At 35.0% G+C, this 26093-nt stretch carries 14 protein-coding genes; 13 read left to right on the plus strand and 1 reads right to left on the minus strand.

Features of this window, described 5'->3' with window-relative positions; all coding sequences use genetic code 11:
- The 3 genes from J2Y38_RS21700 to J2Y38_RS21710 all read left to right on the plus strand — a co-directional run.
- Nucleotides 1-5367 (plus strand): gliding motility-associated C-terminal domain-containing protein (locus tag J2Y38_RS21700; protein WP_309846780.1); only part of this gene is annotated, 5367 nt, incomplete at its 5' end.
- 50 nt (nt 5368-5417) lie between these two features.
- The gene (locus tag J2Y38_RS21705) at nt 5418-6329 is read left to right on the plus strand and encodes a type IX secretion system membrane protein PorP/SprF (protein ID WP_309846782.1); all 912 of its coding nucleotides are present in this window, start codon (nt 5418-5420) and stop codon (nt 6327-6329) included.
- Between the two features lie 9 nt (nt 6330-6338).
- Complete coding sequence (locus J2Y38_RS21710; protein ID WP_309846783.1) at nt 6339-8342, plus strand: OmpA family protein; 2004 nt, start codon at nt 6339-6341, stop codon at nt 8340-8342.
- A 50-nt stretch (nt 8343-8392) separates the two neighbouring features.
- On the opposite strand, the gene J2Y38_RS21715 is transcribed toward J2Y38_RS21710, so the two are convergent.
- Nucleotides 8393-8731 (minus strand): hypothetical protein, encoded by a 339-nt coding sequence (locus J2Y38_RS21715; RefSeq protein WP_309846785.1) that lies wholly within the window; start codon nt 8729-8731, stop codon nt 8393-8395.
- 1090 nt (nt 8732-9821) lie between these two features.
- Between J2Y38_RS21715 and J2Y38_RS21720 the strand changes: the two genes are divergently transcribed.
- The 10 genes from J2Y38_RS21720 (at nt 9822) to J2Y38_RS21765 (ending at nt 26085) form a co-directional block, all read left to right on the plus strand.
- Nucleotides 9822-10247: a CBS domain-containing protein gene (locus J2Y38_RS21720; protein ID WP_053471668.1), complete on the plus strand. Its 426-nt coding sequence runs from the start codon at nt 9822-9824 to the stop codon at nt 10245-10247.
- Nucleotides 10248-10403: 156 nt separating this feature from the next.
- Entirely contained in the window at nt 10404-12695 is a 2292-nt protein-coding gene (locus J2Y38_RS21725; protein ID WP_309846788.1) for an NADP-dependent malic enzyme, read from the plus strand.
- A 78-nt stretch (nt 12696-12773) separates the two neighbouring features.
- Nucleotides 12774-13355 (plus strand): Holliday junction branch migration protein RuvA, encoded by a 582-nt coding sequence (gene ruvA, locus J2Y38_RS21730; protein ID WP_053471666.1) that lies wholly within the window; start codon nt 12774-12776, stop codon nt 13353-13355.
- A gap of 24 nt (nt 13356-13379) precedes the next feature.
- Complete coding sequence (sprA, locus tag J2Y38_RS21735) at nt 13380-20600, plus strand: cell surface protein SprA (protein ID WP_309846791.1); 7221 nt, start codon at nt 13380-13382, stop codon at nt 20598-20600.
- 85 nt (nt 20601-20685) lie between these two features.
- Nucleotides 20686-21066 carry a glycine cleavage system protein GcvH gene (gene gcvH, locus J2Y38_RS21740; protein ID WP_056204435.1) on the plus strand — a complete coding sequence of 127 codons (381 nt, stop codon included), beginning with the start codon at nt 20686-20688 and terminating at the stop codon, nt 21064-21066.
- Nucleotides 21059-21442, plus strand: a complete 384-nt coding sequence (locus J2Y38_RS21745; protein ID WP_291146140.1) for a VanZ family protein — start codon at nt 21059-21061, stop codon at nt 21440-21442. Before gcvH ends, J2Y38_RS21745 begins: the two co-directional genes overlap by 8 nt.
- A gap of 114 nt (nt 21443-21556) precedes the next feature.
- Nucleotides 21557-22300: a deoxyribose-phosphate aldolase gene (gene deoC / locus J2Y38_RS21750; RefSeq protein WP_309846793.1), complete on the plus strand. Its 744-nt coding sequence runs from the start codon at nt 21557-21559 to the stop codon at nt 22298-22300.
- A 19-nt stretch (nt 22301-22319) separates the two neighbouring features.
- Entirely contained in the window at nt 22320-24434 is a 2115-nt protein-coding gene (locus J2Y38_RS21755; protein ID WP_309846795.1) for an energy transducer TonB, read from the plus strand.
- A 158-nt stretch (nt 24435-24592) separates the two neighbouring features.
- Nucleotides 24593-25495, plus strand: coding sequence for a heme o synthase (gene cyoE / locus J2Y38_RS21760; RefSeq protein WP_056204449.1), 903 nt, complete (start codon nt 24593-24595; stop codon nt 25493-25495).
- 2 nt (nt 25496-25497) lie between these two features.
- On the plus strand, nt 25498-26085 hold the full coding sequence (locus tag J2Y38_RS21765; RefSeq protein WP_291146153.1) for a cytochrome c oxidase subunit 3: 588 nt from the start codon (nt 25498-25500) through the stop codon (nt 26083-26085).
- The last annotated feature ends 8 nt before the right edge of the window (nt 26086-26093 follow it).

Here is a 26093-nt window from a genome sequence, read left to right on the forward strand (position 1 = left end):
TGTGATACTGTAACTTCAAAAGTTGTGGTTGGGGCAGCGGTAATCGATGCGGTAACAGAAACCACGGCATCTATCAACGGAAACACAGGCGGTATAACAGCAGCCTTAACAGCAAATGATACTTTAAACGGAAACCCGGTTGTAATCGGCAGTTCAGCAGGTCAGGTAACATTGACTGCAGTAGGAACACTTCCGGCAGGATTAACATTAAACGCAGACGGAACAGTAACTGTTGCACCAAATACAAAAGCAGATATTTATGATGTTACATACACTATCTGTGAGATCAGCAACCCGACAAATTGTGATACTGTAACTTCAAAAGTTGTGGTTGGGGCAGCGGTAATCGATGCGGTAACAGAAACCACGGCATCTATCAACGGAAACACAGGCGGTATAACAGCAGCCTTAACAGCAAATGATACGTTAAACGGAAACCCGGTTGTAATCGGCAGTTCAGCAGGTCAGGTAACCCTTACTGCAGTAGGAACACTTCCAGCAGGATTAACCTTAAATGCAGACGGAACAGTAACTGTTGCACCAAATACAAAAGCAGATATTTATGATGTTACATACACTATCTGTGAGATCAGCAACCCGACAAATTGTGATACTGTAACTTCAAAAGTTGTGGTTGGGGCAGCGGTAATCGATGCGGTAACAGAAACCACGGCATCTATCAACGGAAACACAGGCGGTATAACAGCAGCCTTAACAGCAAATGATACGTTAAACGGAAACCCGGTTGTAATCGGCAGTTCAGCAGGTCAGGTAACATTGACCGCAGTAGGTGCTCTTCCAACAGGATTAACACTAAATGCAGACGGAACAGTAACCGTTGCACCAAATACACCGGCAGGAACTTACGATGTTACATACAGCATCTGTGAGGTTACTAACCCGACAAACTGTGATACCGTAATCTCAAAAGTTGTGGTGACAGGCGGAGTATTAGTAGCTAATACCGATGTTATCGGATCAGTTACAGCTTCAAACACACCTCAGACATTACCATTAAATGTATTTGATAACGATACTAAAAATGGAACAGCATTAGTTCCATCAGATGTAAATCTGACTACGACTACTGCAGACCCGACAGGATATTTAGTTCTAAATCCAGACGGAAGTTTAACATTAGGTGCAAATGCTCCGGCAGGTACTTATCAGTTGACTTACACCATCTGTGAGAAGCTAAACCCATCAAACTGCAGTTCAAACACAGTAAGTGTAACTGTAGGATCACCAACACCAACACCGGTAATTGATGCAGTTACAGAAACTACGGCAGCCATTAACGGAAACCTTGGAGGCACAACAGTATCATTAATAACTAACGATACGTTAAACGGAAACCCGGCTGTGATCGGCACTTCAGCAGGTCAGGTAACATTGACTGCAGTAGGAACGCTTCCAACAGGATTAACACTAAATGCAGACGGAACAGTAACCGTTGCACCAAATACACCGGCAGGAACTTACGATGTAACATACAGCATTTGTGAAATTACAAATCCAACAAATTGTGATACCGTAATCTCAAAAGTTGTGGTAACGGGTGGAGTATTAGTAGCTAATACCGATGTTATCGGATCAGTTACATCAACAAACGCACCTCAGACATTACCATTAAATGTATTTGATAACGATACTAAAAATGGAACAGCATTAGTTCCATCAGATGTAAATCTGACTACGACTACTGCAGACCCGACAGGATATTTAGTTCTAAATCCAGACGGAAGTTTAACATTAGGTGCAAATGCTCCGGCAGGTACTTATCAGTTGACTTACACCATCTGTGAGAAGCTAAACCCATCAAACTGCAGTTCAAACACAGTAAGTGTAACTGTAGGATCACCAACACCAACACCGGTAATTGATGCAGTTACAGAAACTACGGCAGCCATTAACGGAAACCTTGGAGGCACAACAGTATCATTAATAAATAACGATACGTTAAACGGAAACCCGGCTGTGATCGGCACTTCAGCAGGTCAGGTAACATTGACTGCAGTAGGAACGCTTCCAACAGGATTAACACTAAATGCAGACGGAACAGTAACCGTTGCACCAAATACACCGGCAGGAACTTACGATGTAACATACAGCATTTGTGAAATTACAAATCCAACAAATTGTGATACCGTAATCTCAAAAGTTGTGGTAACGGGTGGAGTATTAGTAGCTAATACCGATGTTATCGGATCAGTTACATCAACAAACGCACCTCAGACATTACCATTAAATGTATTTGATAATGATACTAAAAATGGAACAGCATTAGTTCCATCAGATGTAAATCTGACAACAACTACTGCAGACCCGACAGGATATTTAGTTCTAAATCCGGACGGAAGTTTAACATTAGGTGCAAATGCTCCGGCAGGTACTTATCAGTTGACTTATACAATCTGTGAGAAACTAAACCCATCAAACTGCAGTTCAAACACAGTAAGTGTAACAGTAGGGGCACCAACACCAACACCGGTAATTGATGCAGTAACAGAAACTACAGCGGCTATTAACGGAAACATTGGAGGCACAACAGTATCATTAATAAATAACGATACGTTAAACGGAAACCCGGCTGTAATTGGTACTTCAGCAGGTCAGGTAACATTGACTGCAGTAGGAACGCTTCCGACAGGATTAACATTAAACGCAGACGGAACCGTAACAGTTGCGCCAAATACACCGGCAGGAACTTACGATGTAACATACAGCATTTGTGAAATTACAAATCCAACAAATTGTGATACCGTAATCTCAAAAGTTGTGGTAACGGGTGGAGTATTAGTAGCTAATACCGATGTTATCGGATCAGTTACATCAACAAACGCACCTCAGACATTACCATTAAATGTATTTGATAATGATACTAAAAATGGAACAGCATTAGTTCCATCAGATGTAAATCTGACAACAACTACTGCAGACCCGACAGGATATTTAGTTCTAAATCCAGACGGAAGTTTAACATTAGGTGCAAATGCTCCGGCAGGTACTTATCAGTTGACTTACACCATCTGTGAGAAGCTAAACCCATCAAACTGCAGTTCAAACACCGTAAGTGTAACAGTAGGGGCACCGGCACCAACACCGGTAATTGATGCCGTAACTGAAACTACAGCAGCGATTAACGGAAACCTTGGAGGCACAACAGTATCATTAATAAATAACGATACGTTAAACGGAAACCCGGCTGTGATCGGCACTTCAGCAGGTCAGGTAACATTGACAGCAGTAGGAACGCTTCCGACAGGATTAACATTAAACGCAGACGGAACAGTAACGGTTGCACCAAATACACCAGCAGGAACTTACGATGTTACATACAGCATCTGTGAGGTGAGCAACCCAACAAACTGTGATACTGTAATCTCAAAAGTTGTGGTAATTAGTGGAGCACTATTACAAGCGATTGATGATGTAGTAGGATCAGTAGTTGGAGTAAATCATCCGCAAACCATTATTAATGTTTTTGATAATGATACTAACAACGGATTACCAGTTGTTGCAAATGATATGAACCTTTCAATTGTAACTCCAGATCCAACAGGATTCTTAACATTGAACCCTGACGGAACAGTAACATTGGTAGCAAATGCACCAAGAGGAACATATGAATTGACTTATCAAATTTGTGAAAAACTGAATCCAACAAATTGTAGTTCGGCTTCGATTAAAGTAACAGTTGATGAACCAACAATGACAGTAACAGCAAGCAGTTATTGCTTGAATAACGTTCCTTATGTGACATATAATGTTGTAGCAGATAATTTCACACCTACTAATTTGTTAACAATTCAATGGGTTGATAGTGCAAATAATGTAGTGGCGACTCAAACTAACTTACCATTAAGCGGAAATATTTTATGGCCGGGTGCAGTAATCGATGGCAGCGGAAACGGAGTAGACTGGCCGGGATGGATAAATACAAACGGTCAATGGACAGAAGGTGCTGATGGATTTGAGAAAACAAGACCAGGTGTTACAATGGTATTCTCATTAAATCCAACAGTTAGCGTGCCGGTAAATTACCCGGCAGCTACAGGAGATTGTAATGCAAGACCAACTTTTGCTATCCAGGCAAATAATGATACAGCAGGACCAATCGATGTAAGCAAAGGAGAAACTCCTAGTATAAATGTATTTAACAATGATACACATAACGGAGCAGCAGTTATTCCAGCAAACGTAATTTTAAGTACAGTTACTCCAGATGCTAATTTAACTTTAAATGCAGATGGTACAATTGGTATTAAAGCTGGAACACCAACAGGAACGTATCATTTGACGTATCAAATATGCGATGCTTTAAGTTCATCTAATTGCAGTCAGGCAGTTGTAACTATTGAAGTCTTGAATACAGTTATTCCAGTTACACCAACAAAACCAATTGTTGCAAACAATGACGGAGTAATATCGGTTGATGGAATTAATGGTTCTCTTGAATTCATAAATGTTCTGGATAATGATTTATTAGACGGATTAGCAATTAATCCTGCAGATGTTACTATTACAAACACATCTGGTGATAACAATTTTGAATTTAATGCAGACGGAACCGTAAATGTAAAACCAAATACACCAGGCAGAACGTATCAAATTACATATCAAATTTGTGAAAAAGCAGCAACGACTACAAATTGTGCTACAGCAACATTGACAGTTTTTGTAGAAGTTCCGGGAATTGCAATTGTTAAAACAGCAGTCTTCAATGATGATAATCATAACGACATTGCAAATGCAGGCGAAACAATTACATACAAATTTGAAGTAACAAACACAGGAAATGTACCGTTAACAGGAATTACAATTTCAGATCCACTGCCGGGAGTAATCGTTTCAGGACAAGCTATCAGCTTAGCAGTTGGCGAATCAAACGATACAAACTTTACAGCAGTTTATAAAATAACACAAACCGATATTAATAACGGAAAAGTTACAAATCAGGCAAGTGTTAAAGGAAGCAGTGGAAAAGGAGTAGTAGTTGAAGATCTTTCAGATAATGATGGAATAAATGGAGACAAACCTACAGTGATAACATTAAATGGTTGTGAAATTGATGTTAAGAAAGGTTTCTCTCCAAATGGAGATGGTAAAAATGAGCGATTCTACATTCAGGGAATAGAATGCTACCCAGATAATACAGTAGAAATCTACAACCGTTGGGGAGTATTGGTTTTCGAAAAATCTGGATACAACAATGAAGACAGAGTATTTAAAGGATATTCAGAAGGGCGTACAACTATGAAACAATCAGAAGGATTGCCAGTAGGAACCTATTTCTATATTCTAAAATATAAAGACAGCGGTTCAAACCCTCACGAAAAATCAGGTTATTTATATATCAATAAATAAAAATTACAAACGGCTTAGTACAAGCTAAGCCGTTTTTAAAACTCTTATAAATGAAAAAATTAGGCTTAATTTTCATGTTTTTTACAATTGTGTGTTCTGCTCAGCAAGATTCTCAATTCACACAATATATGTATAATACAATCGAAATCAATCCGGCATATGCAGGTTCGCGCGGCGTATTAAGTGCTTTCGGTTTATACCGTACACAATGGGTTGGTCTTGAGGGAGCACCGGTAACAAGTACTTTTTCTGTAAATACACCTCTGGACAATAGTAAATTAGGATTAGGGGTTTCGCTGGTAAATGATAAAATTGGACCAACGACTGAAAACACTTTATCGGCAGATTTGTCTTATAGCGTTCCAACTTCAGAATCATTTCAACTTTCATTTGGTATTAAAGCAACAGCCAATCTTTTTAATCTTGATGCAAGTAAATTAAGCTACGAAGATCAAAATGATGAAATGTTTCAGGATTTAAGAAACAAGTTTACACCAAATATTGGAGCCGGAATTTACTGGCATTCAGATCGTGCTTATTTAGGATTATCAGTTCCAAATTTTATCGAAACAAACAGATACGATGATAACGATGTTGCCATATTCAAAGAAAAAATTAACTACTATTTCATGGCAGGTTATGTTTTCAATTTAGATCGTTTAGAATACATAAAATTCAAACCGGCATTGTTAACAAAAATGGTAGAAGGCGCACCTTTGCAGGTAGACGTTTCAGGAAATTTTATGTTTAAAAATAAATTTGTTGTAGGTCTTGCTTACCGTTGGAGTGCATCTGTAAGTGCAATGGCAGGTTTTCAGGTTACAAGAGGAATGTATATAGGATACGGTTACGATCATGAAACCACACGTTTACAAAAATACAATTCAGGATCACATGAAATTTTCCTTCGTTTTGATTTCTTCAATAACTACAGCAAACTAACTTCACCAAGATTCTTTTAATATTTAAATATGAAGATGAAAAATTTAATTTATTCCTTTTTGTTCTTTTGCCTTTTCATCAATGCAAATGCACAAACTGCCAGTATAAAAAATGCAGATCAAAAATATGATAATTACGCTTACGCGGATGCTATAAAAGCGTACGAAAGTTTAGTAAAAAAAGGAGTTAAAGAAGAAAGAATATTTCAAAGACTTGGTAATTCCTACTATTTCATAGGAGAATTAGAAGAAGCCCTAAACTACTATCAGGAACTATTCAATTTAAATGAAAATCAGGAAGCGGAGTATATGTACAAATATTCTCAATGCTTAAAATCAATTGGGAGTTATCGTAAAGCCGATGAAGTTTTAGAAAAATTCAGCCAAAAAGCACCTTCAGATAAAAGAGCCATTTTGTTTTTAAAGAACAAAAGTTACCTGGAAGATATCAAAGCAAATTCAGGCCGATTTGATATTGCTGATGCCGGAGTTAACTCAAAAGATTCAGATTACGGAAGTACAATTTTAGACAATAAATTAGTATTTACATCTGCAAGAGATACGGGTGCGATCATCAAAAAGAATTTTAAATGGACAAACAAAGCCATTTCTACATTATATACAGTAGAGTTAAATGCTGACGGAAGTATCGAAAAACCAGTATTATTTCACAAAAAGAATTTAAAAGTAAACTTCAATCAATCGACTCCGGTTTTTACAAAAGACGGACGAACCATGTATTTTACCAGAAACAATTCTGTAAACGGTAAAAGAAGACAAAACGAAAAGAACATTACACTTTTAAAACTTTATAAAGCAGTTTTAATTGATAACGAATGGAAAGAAGTTCAGGAACTTCCTTTTAATAGTGACGAATACAGCGTGGCGCATCCAGCCTTAAGTCCTGATGAAAAAACATTATATTTTGCATCAGATATGCCGGGAACATTCGGCCTTTCGGATATATTCAAAGTAAGTATAGCTGCTGATGGAACTTTTGGAACACCAGAAAATTTAGGACCTGAAATTAATACAGAAGGAAGAGAAACGTTTCCTTTTATTTCAGATGAAAACGAACTTTATTTTGCCAGCGACGGAAGACCAGGTTTAGGCGGACTTGATATTTATGTTTCAAGAATAACGAAAGAAGGTGTATTTGATGAAGTACTAAATGTTGGAGAACCAGTAAATAGTAAACAAGACGATTTTGCTTTTATAATTAATAGTAAAAACAGAAACGGTTTTTTCTCTTCAAACAGAGTAAACGGCCACGGACTTGATGATATTTATCGTTTCACAGAAAACCGCAGACTAATCTGTGAGCAGCAATTATCAGGAATCGTTACAGATCAGGAAACAAACGAACCGCTTTCAAATGTTAATTTGATTTTATTTGATGAAGCTGGTAAAACTGCTGTTGAAACAAAATCAGATGCAAACGGAAATTATGCTTTCGCCGATGTAAGATGCGGGAAAAAATATTTCATCAAAACATCAAAAGAAGATTATTTGTTTAAAGAAGTTTCTATTGCACTAAAAAAAGCAACAGGTTCAACTACGCTGCCAATAGCTTTAGAACAAAAACCAAAACCAATTGTAAAAGCAATGCCGGTTGTAATAAAAGGAAACTCTATCAAACCAGTTAAAGTTAACATTACAATAGGAACCGATTTGGTAAAACTTTTAAACATACCAATGAACTTTTTCGATTTAGGTAAAGCAACAATTAAAAAAGAATCTGAACCTAAACTGCAAAAAATCGTTGATATACTAAAACAATATCCAAACATAAAAATTGATATTCGTTCGCATACAGACAGCCGTTCATCATCAGAAAGCAATCAAATTTTATCAGATAAAAGAGCACAATCTTCAAAAAACTGGCTGGAACAAAGAGGAATTGATCCAAGCCGTTTAACAGCAAAAGGATACGGAGAAACTCAGCTGGTAAATAATTGTGCCGATGGTGTAAAATGTACTGAGAAAGAACATCAGCAAAACAGACGAAGCGAATTTATAATTACAAGTATGTAATTTTATAATATAAAAAAAGCCCTTTTCAAATCCAGAAAAGGGCTTTTTATTTATGAATTGATATTGTTATTTTTCGGAATAAACATGTCGCTAATTTCACTTAAAAACTCAAATTCATCTAAAGGAAACATTTCTAAAACGGTTTCTAAAATTAGAGATACATTAACTGGATTTTTATTTATTTCCGAAATTTTATCTGCTTGTTGGTCTAATGTCAAAATGCACATTTTTAACATATTGGTTATAACACAGCCAAGTTCAAAATAATTTGAAAATTTAATTTGAGCGACATTATTTTCTGTTTTATCATTAGCTGGTTTTAGGGTACGAAAATATAAGGCAGTTAATTTTTCTAATCGTTCTAAATTTTTAATTTCATTCGTTTCCATGATAGGATATTTTTAATTGTAAATAGTTACATATTTAAACTTTTTTAATTCTTCTGATGACGTTGTTTTATTTTCTGCAAGGTGCGTTTTCTAATTATTATTTTTAACATACGATAATATGTAATGTAAAATTTTTCCTATTTTTTTTCAAAACCAAATTTATTAAAATGTAAAAAAAGAAACGACGACATATATGTCGGGTTCATAAGTTTTTGAGATTTTATGTAATCCCTACGGGATATTTTTGGATTGGGATTTCTTTTTTTCTACCGATATATAACTCCTAACGGAGTATCCCTAAAAATTTTATATTCGGTTTTGCTATCATTTAATATTTCGTAGAAATTACATATCGGTAGCTATTGTAAAATATCGCCATGTATTTTGTCTCGTAGAGACTATAACATTTCATATTGTTTTTTATATAATCCCTACGGGATATATTTGGATGGGTGTATTTTCTTTTTCTACCGATATTTAACTCCTAATGGAGTATTTCCTAAAGATTTATATTCGGTTTTGTCATCATTTAATATTTCGTAGAAATTATATATCGGTAGCTATTGTAAAATATCGTCGTACATTTTGTCTCGTAGAGACTATACTTATAATATTGTTTCATATCTCCCTACGGGAAATTATTGGATGAATGATTTCATTTTTTCTACCAACCAGTTACTCCTAACGGAGTATTCCATACAAATTGTAACATCTGATTTTACAGATATTTAACTTCTAATGAATTTCATCTAATATTTAATTTCTACGAAACACTCCGTTAGGAGTGACTGGTCGGTAGCAAAAAAAAATATCCAACATGCATTTTGTCCCATGGGGACATTTGTTCGTCGACAAAAACAGGAATATATAATGAAATTCATATTTTATAACCAATACTTAAAAACGTTAAAAAAACTATTTTTCTACAAAAAAACTTTGTAAATCTTTTCTTTCTTTAGCGTATAATTTTGAAAATTCCAATTTTTGTGTATTTTGTTTAAAATGAACAAGTTGGGATTTTAAAAAATCGATTTCGTTGCGCATCGTATTTGTTTTTATTTTAACTTTATAAATCTAAAATTTTTCAGATATGACTGTACATCAAATACTTAATGCAAAAGGAAGGAATGTATATTCCGTACGTTCAACAACAACCGTTTTTGAAGCCTTAAAAGTAATGGGCGATAAAAATATAGGCGCCATTCTTGTTATTGACGGAAACGATTTAAAAGGAATTTTGTCTGAGAGGGATTATGCTCGAAAAATTGTTTTAAAAGACAAATCTTCAAAAGAAACTTTTGTACATGAAATTATGGAAAGCAATGTTTTCTCGGTACTGCTTTCAAATAATATCGAAGACTGCATGGAACTCATGAGTTCAAAAAGAATCAGACATCTTCCTGTTTTAGAAGATGGAACAGTAGTGGGAATTATTTCAATTAGCGATGTTGTTAAGGCAATTATCGAAATTCAAAAAGACACTATTAATCACTTAAACTCTTACATATCACAGTAAATACGCTTATTAAAATACTTTTTTCAATAGTCCGATACAGCTCGGACTATTTTTTTTGACTTCTCGATTTTGATATTTTAACAAAAGAAAGAACCAAAACGCCCCATTTTAAAACTAAGACTTATATCTTTGTAAGCTAGAATAAAAGCTAAAATAATGAACAAAGAGAGTAAAAAAAGAGAGGCGTTACTGTATCACTCAGAGCCAACTCCAGGAAAAATTCAGGTAGTTCCAACAAAAAAATATGCAACCCAAAGAGATTTATCGCTGGCTTATTCGCCAGGAGTTGCTGAGCCTTGTTTAGCAATTGCAGAAAACATTGATGATGTTTACAAATACACAGCAAAAGGAAATTTAGTAGCCGTAATCTCAAACGGTACAGCTGTTTTAGGTCTTGGAGACATAGGCCCGGAAGCAGGAAAACCTGTAATGGAAGGAAAAGGTTTGTTGTTTAAAATATTCTCTGATATTGACGTTTTTGATATCGAAGTTGGTACAAAAGACGTTGAAGAATTTATTCAGACTGTAAAAAATATTGCTCCAACTTTTGGAGGTATTAATCTTGAAGATATCAAAGCACCGGAATCCTTTGAAATCGAAAGAAGATTAATAGAAGAATTAGATATTCCGGTAATGCACGATGACCAGCACGGAACTGCAATTATTTCTTCTGCAGCTTTAATCAACGCGCTTGAATTAGCAGGAAAAAAAGCCGAAGATGTAAAAGTAGTAGTTTCCGGAGCAGGATCTGCAGCAATTGCTTGTACAGATTTATACGTATTATTAGGTGTGAAAGTGGAGAATGTTTTAATGTATAATAGTAAAGGACTTTTAACAAAAGACAATCCTTCATTATCAGACTTACAATTAAAATATGCAATCGACGGTCCAAAAATTGAATTAGCAGAAGCTGTAAAAGGAGCTGACGTTTTCATCGGATTATCATCTGGAGATATTCTTTCGCCAGAAATGTTATTGACAATGAAAGATAACCCGATTGTTTTTGCAATGGCAAATCCAAATCCGGAAATCGATTATAATTTAGCTGTAGAAACTCGTAAAGATGTTATTATGGCTACAGGCCGTTCTGATTTTCCTAATCAGGTAAATAACGTTTTAGGATTTCCTTACATTTTTAGAGGAGCGTTAGATGTACGTGCTACAAAAATTAACGAAGCTATGAAAATGGCCGCTGTAAAAGCATTAGCTATTTTAGCAAAAGAACCAGTTCCAGAACAGGTTAACGTAGCTTACGGAGCAACAAAATTAGGTTTCGGACAAGAATATATCATCCCAAAACCATTCGACCCAAGATTAATTACCGTTGTAGCACCTGCTGTTGCAAAAGCAGCAATGGAATCTGGAGTAGCAAAAAATCCTATTACAGACTGGGCTGCTTATGAAGATAAGCTTCGCGAACGTATGGGTAATGATAATAAAATGGTACGTTTAATTACAAACCGTGCTAAATTAGATCCTAAACGTATTGTTTTTGCTGAGGCAGATCAGTTAAATGTATTAAAAGCAGCACAAATTGTACACGAAGACGGAATTGGTATCCCAGTTTTATTAGGAAGTAGAGAGACTATTTTAGAATTAAAAGAAGAATTAGGTTTTGATGCTGAATTAGAAATCATTGATCCTAAAACAAACGAAGAAGAAGAAAGACGTAACAGATTTGCAGCTTCATACTGGGAAACAAGAGAACGCAGAGGGGTTTCATTGCTTGATGCTCAAAAATTCATGCGCGAAAGAAACTATTTCGCAGCCATGATGGTAAACGAAGGCGAAGCAGATGCTCTTGTTACTGGGTACTCAAGAAGTTACCCAAGCGTAGTAAAACCAATGCTTCAATTAATTGAAAAAGCACACGGAGCTTCACTTGTGGCAACAGCAAACATGATGTTAACGTCTCGCGGGCCAATGTTTTTATCAGATACGGCAATAAACATTAACCCATCTTCTGAAGATTTAGTGAACATTGCCTTGATGACTGCTAAAACAGCAAAAATGTTCGGAATTGAACCTGTTATTGCAATGGTTTCGTATTCAAACTTTGGTTCATCATCACATCAAAATGCTTCAAAAGTAAGAGATGCTGTGGCGTATTTGCATAAAAATCACCCTGAGATGGTCGTAGATGGTGAAATTCAGGCAGACTTTGCTTTAAATTCAGAAATGCTTCAGGAGAAATTCCCTTTTTCTAAATTAGCAGGAAAGAAAGTAAATACACTGATATTCCCTAACTTAGAGTCAGCAAATATCACTTATAAGTTGATGAAAGAGTTGAATAAATCAGCTTCTATTGGACCAATTATGATGGGATTGAATAAACCAGTTCACATTTTTCAATTAGGAGCAAGCGTTGAAGAAATGGTAAACATGGCAGCAATCGCTGTTATCGACGCTCAGGAAAAAGAAAATAAAAAAAATAAATTGGCTCAATAGCAGCATTAAATAAGGATCAAATAATATTGTCTTATTTTTATTGCATTTTTATTATATTTGATACTTATTAATAATACTATGATAGCACATTTGCAGGGGAAATTAGTTGAAAAAAATCCCACAGAAGTTGTAATTGATTGCGGTGGAGTAGGATACCACGTAAATATTTCGTTACATACTTTTTCATTAATCCCTAATGCTGATTTTATAAAATTGTATACGCATCTTCAAATCAAAGAAGATGCGCATACTTTATTCGGATTTGTAGAAAAATCTGAGCGAGAAATATTTAGAATGCTTTTGTCTGTATCGGGAATTGGGGCAAACATTGCACGAACAATGCTTTCTTCAATAGAACCAAGACAAATTATTAATGCAATTGCCTCAGGAGATGTTGGTTTAATTCAATCCATAAAAGGAATAGGAAATAAAACTGCACAGCGAGTAATACTGGATTTGAAGGAAAAAGTGTTAAAGTTGTACGATTTGGATGAAGTTTCAGTAGTTCAAAACAATACAAATCGAGATGAAGCGTTATCTGCTTTGGAAGTTTTAGGTTTCGTTCGAAAAACTTCAGAAAAAGTAGTAGAAAAGATCGTCAAAGAAGATCCGGAAGCTACTGTAGAAACGATCATCAAAAAGGCTTTAAAAAGCTTATAAAACCAATTTTTTATAACCAATTGTATGCGTAAAATTTGTATTTTTTTACTGGTTTTATTTTGTGGTAATGTTATACGATCACAAGTAAATCCGGCGGTTCAAGATACAACTAAAACTCAGTTTTCTGTAGGGAAGCTCGAGATCGATAATCCTCCAAGCATACTTTCGGCTTATAAATACGATCCCATTACAGATCGATATATTTACACCAGTTCGGTTGATGGTTTTTCAATCGATTATCCTATTGTTTTAACTCCTAAAGAATATGAAGATTTAGTTCTAAAAGAATCACGAAGAGATTATTTTAGAAAAAAGGCGGATGCAATCGACGGTAAAAAAACCGGGGCCGAAGCTGCTAAAAAAGACTTATTGCCAAGATACTATATCAATTCAAGTCTTTTCGAAAGCGTTTTTGGAAGTAATACTATTGATGTAAAACCTACAGGTTCTGTCGAAATGGATTTAGGTGTTCGTTACACCAAACAAGACAACCCTTCATTCTCACCTCGAAACAGATCAAGTCTTACATTCGATTTTGATCAGCGTATCAGTATGAGTTTAATGGGGAAAGTAGGAACCAGATTAGAAGTAAATGCCAATTATGATACCCAATCAACATTTGCATTTCAAAACTTATTTAAGTTAGCGTATACTCCTTCAGAAGATGATATTATTCAAAAAGTAGAAGTAGGTAACGTGAGCATGCCGCTGAATAGTACGCTAATACGTGGAGCACAAAGTTTATTTGGGGTAAAAGCACAATTGCAATTTGGAAAAACAACCATTACAGGGGTTTTCTCCGAACAAAAATCACAAACAAAAAGTGTAGTTGCAGAAAACGGAGGAACGGTTCAAAACTTTGATTTATATGCTTTAGACTACGATAGCGATCGTCACTTTTTCTTATCTCAGTACTTTAGAAATAAGTACGATGCATCATTAAAAAAATATCCATTTATTGACAGCCGTGTGCAGATTACAAGATTAGAAGTTTGGGTAACCAATAAACAAAATCGTGTAAGCACAAATAATAATAACCTGAGGAACATTATTGCGCTTCAGGATTTAGGTGAAGCTCAAATTACAGGAATTCCAGATAATCAAGTTGTAGTTATTGGTTCAACTACAGGATTTTTCAATAATCCTATAGATTCGCCAACGGATAACAATAACAATAAGTACGATCCGGCAACAATAGGTCAGGCAAGTTCTTTCCTGAATTCTAAAATTAGAGAAATTGTAACCGCAAAAGCAGGGTTCAACAATACAAACGTAAGTGAAGCAACAGATTATTCTGTTTTAGAAAATGCCAGAAAATTAACCACGGCAGAATATACATTTAATCCACAGTTAGGATATCTTTCTTTGCAGCAGCGTTTGGCAAATGATGAAATTCTTGCCGTTGCCTTCGAATATACAATTGGAGGAAAAGTGTATCAGGTTGGAGAATTTGGTAGTGATGGTGTTGATGGAACAGTTGTAACAGGAAATAACAACGCAAATCAGGCAATTATTACGCAGAGTTTAGTTTTAAAAATGCTGAAAAGTAATTTGACAAACGTTCAAAATCCGGTTTGGAACCTGATGATGAAAAACGTTTATCAAATTCCACAAGCATATCAAATTAAACAAGACGATTTCAGGTTAAATATTCTTTACACAGACCCTTCGCCAATAAATTATATTACGCCGGTTCAGGGATCAAGTTTTCCTTCAAACCCAACATCGGATATGAAGGTAGAAAATACCCCATTATTAAATGTTTTCAACTTAGATCGTTTAAATTATAATAACGATCCGCAAGCTGGAGGAGATGGTTTCTTCGATTATATTCCGGGTGTTACGGTCGATGTTCAAAACGGACGAATCATATTTACCACAAAAGAGCCTTTTGGGGAACTTATATTTGACAAATTAAAAGATGGAGGTCAGAATTATAACGATCCATCAACTTATAATGCAAACCAGCAGAAGTACGTGTTTAGAAATATGTACCGAAATACACAAGCGGGTGCATTGCAGGATAGTGATAAAAACAAATTCTTATTAAGAGGAAAATACAAATCATCTGGAAGTAACGGAATTCCTATTGGAGCATTCAATGTACCGCAAGGTTCTGTTGTCGTTACAGCAGCCGGAAGAGTTCTGGTTGAAGGAATCGACTATAGTGTCGATTATCAATTAGGAAGGGTTCAAATTCTTGATCCTTCATTACAAGCATCAAATACACCAATTGAAGTTTCGTTAGAAAATAACTCCATCTTCGGACAGCAGACTCGAAGATTTATGGGATTAAACGTAGAGCATAAAATTTCGGATAAATTTGTAGTAGGTGGAACTTTCTTAAAAATGACAGAAAGACCATTTACTCAAAAATCAAGTTATGGTCAGGAATCTGTAAACAATACTATTTTTGGATTCAACGGAAACTATTCAACAGAAGTTCCATTCTTAACCAGATTAGCAAACAAGCTTCCAAATGTTGATACAGATGTTCCTTCGAATTTATCTATTCGTGGTGAAATTGCATTTTTAAAACCAGATGCGCCAAAAGCCAGTGATTTTGAAGGAGAAGCAACAATTTATGTTGACGATTTTGAAGGTTCGCAGTCAACCATAGATATGCGTTCTGCTTATGCATGGAGTTTATCTTCTGTTCCATTTATTAATAATGATGGAGATAATACTTTTAATGCAATTTCAAATACTTTAAGTTACGGTTATAAAAGAGCAAAATTATCTTGGTATACAATTGACCCTGTATTTTATACCTCAAAACCATCCGGAATCTCAAATGATGATTTATCATTAAATACAACAAGAAGAATTTACAGCCGAGAGTTGTATCCAAATACCGATATTGCGCAAGGACAGATACAGGTTGTTAACACACTCGATTTAACGTATTATCCATCTGAAAGAGGTCCGTATAATAATAATCCTGATTTTGCGACAACCAGTCCAACAACAAATTTTGGTGGAATTATGCGTGCTTTAAATTCAACCAATTTTGAGCAGGGAAATGTCGAATATATTCAGTTTTGGGTTCTTGATCCATATGTTGGAAACTCAGAAGCTCCGGCAAATAATACAGGTAAAATTTATTTCAACTTAGGAGAAATCTCTGAAGATGTTTTAAAAGACGGAAGAAAACAATACGAAAACGGACTAGGACCAGACCAGATTAAGGTTAATCCGAGGCCTCTTTGGGGTGATGTTCCGGCTTCGCAATCTTTAATATATGCTTTTGATACCAATCCTGATAATAGAAAGAATCAGGATATTGGTTTAGATGGTTTACCAAGTTCTCAAGAAGGGCAAATTTATACCAATTATGCAGGCGAGGCAGATCCCGCTGCAGATGATTATACTTATTATTTAAATACAGACGGAGGTGTTTTAGAGCGCTATAAAAATTATAACGGTACAGAAGGAAACTCTGCGGTAAGCATCGATGATCCTAATCGTGGTTCTACAACTTTGCCGGATGTTGAAGATATTAACCGTGACAACACGATGAGTACAATCAATGCCTATTATGAATATAGTATTGATATTAAACCAGGAATGCAGATTGGTCAAAATTACATTACAGACATTCGTGAGCCAGGTGATTTAGGACCTATAGAATTACCAAATGGAGGAACTACGACTGCGAGATGGATTCAGTTTAAAATTCCGGTTTCTCAGCCGCAAAACACTATTGGAAACATTACAGACTTTAGATCTATTCGTTTCATGCGTATGTTCATGACTGGATTTAGCAGCCAGGCAACAGTACGTTTTGGTGCTTTAGATTTAGTAAGAGGGGAATGGAGAAGATACACAGGAACACTAGATGTTAATCACCCAAAACCAGAAGATTCTACTGTAGAATTTGATGTTGCAGCGGTAAACATTCAGGAGAACAGCAATAAATGTCCAGTTAACTATGTAATTCCGCCGGGAGTACAAAGAGAACAGTTGTACAATAACAACACGGTTATTAATCAAAACGAACAGGCATTAGCAGTTAGAGTTGCGGGTTCTGGTTTACAATATCAGGATTCGAGAGCAGTTTTCAAAAACGTAAGTGTCGATATGCGTCAGTATAAAAAACTGAAAATGTTTTTACACGCAGAATCTTTACCACGTGAAAACACACTTGAAAATGATGAAATGGTAGGTTTCATTCGTTTTGGAAATGACTTTACACAAAACTTTTATCAAGTAGAAATTCCGTTAAAAGTAACTCCAACAGGAGCATCTTGTAACATAAGTCCAGATCAGGTTTGGATGGAAGAAAATGATATTGATTTGGCGCTCGAATTGCTGACCAAAATGAAAATCAAAGGGATGAGCATTGACATCAATTCTACTAAAAGAGATGTCAATGGTATTTATTATCCGGATAATGACCCTGATGCTGAAGGTGGTGACGGAAGCGACAGATTAACTTTAGGTATTAAAGGAAATCCTAACTTCGGTTTAGTTCGAAATTTAATGGTCGGAGTAAAAAGTAGGGCAGATCATAAAGATATTAAAGGAGAGGTTTGGTTTAACGAACTTCGTATGTCTGATTTAGAAAACAAAGGCGGTATGGCAGCGATATTAAATGTCGACACCAATATGGCCGATCTTGCTACACTTTCTGCAACGGGTAGAAAAAGTACAATTGGTTTCGGATCTTTAGAGCAGGGAGCAAACGAACGCAGTCGTGAAGATATTCAGCAGTATAACATTGTTACTAATTTAAACATAGGAAAGTTACTGCCTAAAAAATGGGGAATTAACCTGCCATTTAATTATGCCATTGGCGAAGAAGTAATTACTCCGGAATATGATCCGTTTAACCAAGATATTAAGTTAGATCAATTAATTAGAGAAACGACAGATCAGGCAGAAAAAGACAATATTAGAACTCGTGCTGTAGATTATACAAAACGTAAAAGTATCAACTTTATCGGAGTAAGAAAAGACAGGGCAGCCGAGCAAAAACCTCATGTTTATGATGTCGAAAACTTTACATTCTCACAATCGTACAATCAGGTAGAACGTCACGATTATGAAGTTGAAAGCTATGAAGACGAACAATCAAATTCGGCTGTAAACTATGCTTATACTTTCCAGCCAAAAGAAGTTGTTCCGTTTAAGAGTACTAAATTCATGAAGAAAAGTGATTACTGGAAATTACTAAGTGATTTCAACTTTAATTATCTTCCTTCAAATATATCTTTTAACTCTAATATTTTAAGACAAAGCAATCGTCAGCAGTTTAGAGAAGTTGAATTAACAGATGGTAGTATAGGACTTGATCCGCTTTACAGAAGAAATTTTGCCTTTAATTATCAATATGGTTTTGGTTTTAATTTAACTAAATCTTTAAAGCTTAATTATAGTGCAACATCAAATAACATTGTTCGAAACTTCTTAAATGATGATAATACTCCAAAAGAAGATTTTAATATCTGGGATGATTACTTCGATATTGGAACGCCAAACCAGCACGCACAACAATTGGTCTTGAATTATGAGATTCCAATTAACAAAATTCCAATTTTTAGTTTTGTAAAAGCGAGTTATTCTTATACGGCAGATTATAACTGGCAGCGTTCATCAACAGCGTTTTCTGAATACGAAGATCCTAATACAGGTACTATTTATAATTTAGGAAATACAATTCAAAATGCGAACTCAAATACGCTTACAACAACCTTAACCATGGCTACGTTGTATAAGTATTTAGGTTTAGTTCCTGGTGCAAAAAAACAAGCGAAACCTAAACCAACGGCACCGCCAAAACCGGGAGAAAAAATTGTAAATACAGCTAAACCAGTAGTAAGCAGCAGTCCGTTTTACGATGGCTTAATAGGAGTATTAACAAGTCTTAAAAATGTACAGATTAATTATACCAAAAACAGCGGAACTGTTTTACCTGGTTATACGCCAAGTATTGGTTTCTTAGGAACGTCTAAACCATCTTTAGGATTTATTTTCGGAAGTCAGGATGATGTACGTTACGAAGCCGCTAAAAACGGATGGTTAACAACTTATCAGGATTTCAACCAAAGCTATTCGCAGGTTACTAATAAACTATTGAAGGTTACGGCTAATATTGATTTACTGCCAGATTTAAAAGTTGATTTATCGATGGACCGTTCTTATTCTGAAAATACTTCAGAACAATATAGTGTTGATCCAACAACTCGTGAATATATGCCATTGTCTCCTTATACTTATGGAATGTTTTCTATTTCGACAGTATTGATAAAAACAGCTTTTCAAACTAGCAACGAAAACGAGTCTGCGGCATTTGATGATTTTAGAAATAACCGTTTAATAATTGCAAACCGTTTGGCAGAGCAGCATTACGGTTCAGGAGTTGAGATTCCAAGATATGGAGATGTGAACAATCCAATTCCGGCACCGACCGCTCCAAATTATGCAATTTATACTGCCAATGAAGGATATCCAATAGGATATACGAAGAGTAACCAGGCTGTATTATTGCCGTCATTCCTTGCAGCGTACGCAGGAAATGATGCTTCTAATTCGTCAACAGACATATTTAGAAGTTTCCCAATTCCAAACTGGAGTATTAAGTACAATGGGCTAATGCGCTATAAATATTTCAAAGATAAATTCAAGCGTTTTTCATTACAGCATAATTATAGAGCATCGTATACAATCAATCAGTTTAGATCAAATTTTGATTATAATGATACGCCAACAGTGCAGGACGTTAATACCAATTTCTTCAATAAAATTATTATGTCGAATATCAACTTGGTAGAACAGTTCAGCCCGTTAATCAGAATGGATTTTGAGTTGAAAAGCTCGCTGAGAGTTCTTTCTGAAATTAAAAAAGACAGAGCATTATCAATGAGTTTTGACAATAATTTATTGACAGAAGTTAAAGGGATTGAATATGTAGTTGGTTTAGGATATCGATTTAAAGACGTTATATTTTCATCAAGACTTGCTGATAATCCAACAGGAATTATTAAAAGTGACATCAACATAAAAGCTGATTTTTCATTTAGAAACAATCAAACTTTAGTTCGTTACTTAGATTATGATAACAATCAATTAGCGGCCGGACAAAATATCTGGTCATTAAAATTAACAGCAGATTATTCATTCAGTAAAAACCTTACGGCAATATTCTATTATGATCATTCGTTCTCTAAGGCAGTGATTTCAACATCATTCCCGTTAACGAACATTCGATCTGGTTTTACGCTTCGATATAATTTCGGAAATTAAATTTAGGTTTATAATCGAGAATTTATTAGAAGATTATTACATTTGTTGCTGAATTATTAAAATATCAATTTTCAAACATACTATTATGAGCATACCAGCAAATTTAAAGTACACAAAAGATCACGAATGGGTTAGCATCGAAGGAGATGTTGCGACTGTAGGAATTACTCATTTTGCACAAAAAGAGTTAGGGGATATCGTGTATGTTGAAGTAGAAACTTTAGATCAGACACTTGATAAAGATGAGGTTTTTGGAACAGTTGAAGCTGTAAAAACAGTTTCTGATTTGTTCTTGCCTTTAACTGGAGAAATTATTGCTTTTAATGAAGATTTAGAAAGCGCTCCTGAAACTGTAAATTCTGATCCTTACGGAGCTGGATGGATGATTAAAATTAAAATTGCTGATGCATCAGAAATAGATAGTTTATTATCTGACGAAGCTTATAAAGAACTTATCGGTGCCTAAACAATTATTGTTAATCTGGGCAATTATCTGCTCCGGAATCATTGCGTATTTTTGTTTAATAGATTCAAGCAATATTCCGCAGGTTAATTTTCCGAGTATTGACAAGATTGTGCATTTTTGTTTTCATTTTGGTTTTACGATTTCCTGGATCCTATTCTTTAAGAAAGAGCTTAAAGGAAAAGATGCTAACGATTACAAAGCGTATTTGATTTCGTTTATCTTTTCTGTTTTTTTCGGAATAACAATCGAAATTCTACAAGGTGTAATGACAATAACTAGAGCATCAGATGTAACAGATGTTTTAGCAAATGCATTAGGTGCATTCGTAGGCGTTTTTTCGGCGATAGCTTTTAAAAAACAAATCGATAAAATATAAGAATATAATTACCCACTTCGGTGGGTTTTTTATTGGCATAAAATCAAGCTTTTAAAACAGTATTTTTTCTGAATTTAAATGTATTTTTGCCCCATTCGATCTAACTTCAATATTATGAATGTTAAGCAATACTTAGATTCTACTTATTTAAAAACTGCTGCTCAAGCCGGAATTTCGGAAGAGGGGAATAGTATTGTAGTTAAAAACGCAATTACAGAAGCGATTCAGGAAAAGTTTAAACTCATCATGATTCGGCCTGAATATGTGAGTCTGGCGAAAGAAATGATCTTAAAAGAAAACTCGAATTTACTGGTTGGTACCGTAATAGATTTTCCGAAGGGGGATTCAAGTTTGGAATCTAAGATCAAAGAAGCAAATGAAGCGATTGAAAATGGTGCCGATGATTTAGATTTTGTCTGCAATTATGAAGCTTTTAAAAACGGAGACGTTTCATTAATAAAAGAAGAAATTCTAATAGGAAGCCAAATCGGATTAGCCAGCAATAAAATAGTAAAATGGATTATTGAAGTTGCAGCGTTAACGGATAAAGAAATTATTCAGCTTTCGGCTTTAATAAAAAATGTTGTTATATCGAATTTTAAAGAAGAAGATTATGCTTCTGTTTTTGTAAAATCATCAACAGGTTTTTATAAAACCGAAAATAATCTGCCAAACGGAGCCACAATTCCAACTATTATAATGATGCTCGAAAACGCATCGCCTTTGCCGGTAAAAGCTGCCGGCGGTGTTCGCTCTTATGAAGATGCAGTAGAAATGATTCGTTTAGGAGTTAAGCGCATTGGGACTTCGGCAGCAAAAGCGATCACAGACGGAAAAAATACTACAAATCAATATTAAATCATTAAGCCCCAATCTAGTGAATAAGTTTTTTTTATCTTTTATTATCAGCCTCTTTACCTTGCTTAGTTTTGCACAGCAGACTAATGTTACACCTGCTTTTACTTCAGAGCAGTTTCCTGTTTTTCCGCATTGCGAAAATCTTCAGTCTAAAAATTTAGAAAATTGTTTTTACAGAGAAGTGCAGAACTTTGTGTATGATAATTTTCAAATTCCTGAAAACTTAAAACAAAACAATTATAAAGGAGAAGTAAAAGTACTTTTTGAAGTGGATGCAAACGGTGAGTTTAAAGTAATTTACGTAAATGCAGCAGATGATTTATTAGTTGAAGAAGCAAAACGTGTTTTTGGGAAATTTCCAAAAATAAAACCTTCGACTTATAACGGAAAACCGACTTATTCAAAATACACTATTTCAATTGATATTCCTTTAAAAAGCGCAGACCAGATTGCGGCAGAAGCTTTGGCAGCATCTGAAATTGAAAAGCCAATTGAAAAACCAATGACGGAATTAGACAGTATTGTATACAAAAAATACAATATGCCTGAATTTGAAAGTCATTTAAATATTCCATTTTCGCATAGTTATTATGCACAGTTTGATGGCGCAATGAACCAGGTAGGAAGCAATAATCATACGGCTTCAAAACCGTATACTTATGCTGAGGTTTCAAAATATTATAATTTAAAAGCAGTAAATGAATCGCTTCAGAAAAAAGTTTCTGGCTGGTGGGGCAGAAAGCTTTGGAATGAAAACCTGGTTCAGATTCAAGGTGAAGATTACTGGCTGGCATTAAACCCAATTCTTGATTTACAAATGGGAAAAGCGTCAGATCTTGATGCTTCTTATTCTTATGTAAATACGCGCGCACTTAATTTTAGAGGAGGTTTAGGAAAACAGATCAATTTTACGACAACTATTTTTGAAAGTCAGGGAAGATTTGCTGGTTATTACAACGATTATGCAGAAACATTAAAGCCTTCTGGAGGAAATCCGGCGATTATTCCGGGAATGGGAATTGCTAAGAGATTTAAAACAGATGCTTATGATTTTCCTTTGGCGGAAGCCAATATTACTTTTGCACCAAGTAAAATATTTGACTTACAATTAGGTTACGGAAGAAATTTTATTGGAGATGGATACCGTTCTTTGCTTGAAACTGATGGAGCAAGTCCTTATCCTTATTTTAAAATCAATACGACTTTCTGGAAAATTAAATATACCAATACTTATATGTGGCTTAAAGATGTTCGTCCAGACGTAACAGTAGACAGAACGTATGCAAGCAAATATATGGCGAATCATTATTTGAGCTGGAATGTTTCGAATAAACTGAATTTAGGTTTCTTTGAATCTGTAGTTTGGACAGATACCAACAACAGAGGATTTGATGTTAACTTTGTAAATCCTATTATTTTTTACCGTTCTGTTGAGTTTGCTTCATCATCACGAAGCGGAAATGCACTTTTAGGAATGACATCTAAATACAAATGGAATAACAATGTTAATTTATACGCTCAGTTTTTATTAGATGAATTCTCTATTGGTGACATGAAATCTGGAGATCAAAGCTGGAAAAATAAATTTGGTTACCAGTTAGGAGCTAAATACTACAATGCTTTTCATGTAAAAGATTTGCTTTTGCAATTAGAATACAATCACGTTCGTCCTTATGTGTATTCTCATAGTGATCCAATTACGAATTACGGACATAATAATCAAAGTATCGGGCATCAATGGGGAGGAAACTTTGAAGAATTTATCGCAATTGGCCGTTACCATAAAGGCCGTCTTTTTGCCGATGCTAAATTTACAGTTGGTAAAAGAGGTTTGGATTTTGATACCGCAGAAAACAGTTTTAATTATGGAGGAAATATCTATAAAGATTATGACGAAAATCGTCCGTATGATACAGGTGTAAAAGTGGGGCAGGGAAATAAAACGAGTATTTTTATTGCTGATATCCAAGGAGGATATTTAATAAATCCAATCACAAATTTAAAACTGTTTGGAAGTTTTATTTATAGAAATTTTGATCCAACACAGGAAACAGCGACAACATTTAAGCAAAGTACGACCTGGTTTACTATCGGTTTACGTTCAGATATTTTTAATTGGTATTTTGATTACTAGAATTTTTAATAAGATTTTTCGAAATAATAGTGTTAAAGATTGGAAAGTTCTTATTTTGTAGAGGTTTTATTGGAAAAAATCTAAATTTAAAGTTCCAAATTCTATAATCTAATTTGTACATTTGCAGCACTCAAAAAAAATATACAAAGACTACGGTATTGAACGCTGCTAAAAATACAATTTCAATCAAATCAATATTTCTGGATTTCAAAGAGATAACTAAGGCCGGCTTGGCTATTAGTGTTTTGTTTTCTTCAATCGCCGGATATTTATTAGGAGTTAATGACGAACACCCTTTTAAATGGAGTGTTTTGATTATTTTGTCAATTGGCGGCTATTGCATGGTTGGAGCTTCAAACGCTTTCAATCAGGTAATTGAAAAAGATATCGATTCTTTGATGGATCGAACAAAAAATCGTCCGGTTCCTTCTGGAAGAATGTCTCCCGTAACAGCGTTAATTGTTGCAAGTCTGCTTACTATAATAGGTATTGCATTGTTGTACACGATCAATGCAAAGTCGGCAATGTTTGCCGCAGTATCAATATTTTTATATACAAGCATATATACACCATTAAAAACCGTAACTTCATTGTCGGTTTTTGTTGGTGCATTTCCCGGAGCAATTCCATTTATGTTAGGCTGGGTTGCGGCAACCGGAGAATTTGGTATCGAAGCCGGAACATTATTTTTAATTCAGTTTTTCTGGCAGTTCCCTCATTTTTGGGCTATTGGATGGTTTTTGTATGATGATTATGCAAAAGCAGGCATTTACATGCTTCCAACCGGAAATAAAGATAGAAAAACAGCTTTGCAGGTTATTTTATATACGATTTGGTTAATTATAGCTTCTCTATTACCGGTTTTAGGATATACAGGGCAGTTGTTTATTTCGCCAGTTGCAGCAGTTTTAGTGTTTTTATTAGGTTTATGGATGTTGTTTTATGCGGTGCGTTTGTACCAATTAAGAACACCAAAAGCGGCAAGAACATTAATGCTGGTAAGCGTATCGTATATTTCGTTACTGCAGATTGTATTTATAGTAGATAAATTTTTAAGATAGTTATGGAAATGACAATTAAAGTAAGTGAAGAGCAGGTGCAGAAATCAAAATCAGCCAAACTGATTTTGTTGTTCGCAATGGTAAGTATGACCATGATGTTTGCAGGACTTGCAAGTGCGTTTGTGGTAAGTAAATCAAGAGCAGACTGGTTGACGAATTTTCAAATACCAACTGCGTTTTATTTTAGTACAGCAGTTATTATTGCCTGCAGTGTTACTTTTTATTTAGCAAAAAAAGCAATCGAAAAAGGAAACAGAAGTGCAACTTCTGCGTTTCTTTTAGGAACATTTGCTTTAGGAATTCTGTTTGTAATTTTACAATTCAGAGGTTTTGGGCAAATTGTAGAAAGCGGGTATTATATGACGGGACAAGGTAGCTCAATTACTACAACTTTCCTTTATGTAATTGCGTTTACACACCTATTGCACTTGGCGGGCGGATTAATTTCGCTTTTAATTATAATTTATAATCATTTTAAACAAAAATACAATCCGACTCAAACTCTTGGTATAGAACTAGGTGCGATGTATTGGCACTTTTTGGATTTATTATGGGTATTATTATTTTTATTTTTATATTTCTTTAAATAAGAAAAAAA

Source organism: Flavobacterium sp. 2755, assembly GCF_031455715.1.
In the GTDB taxonomy this organism is placed as follows: domain Bacteria; phylum Bacteroidota; class Bacteroidia; order Flavobacteriales; family Flavobacteriaceae; genus Flavobacterium.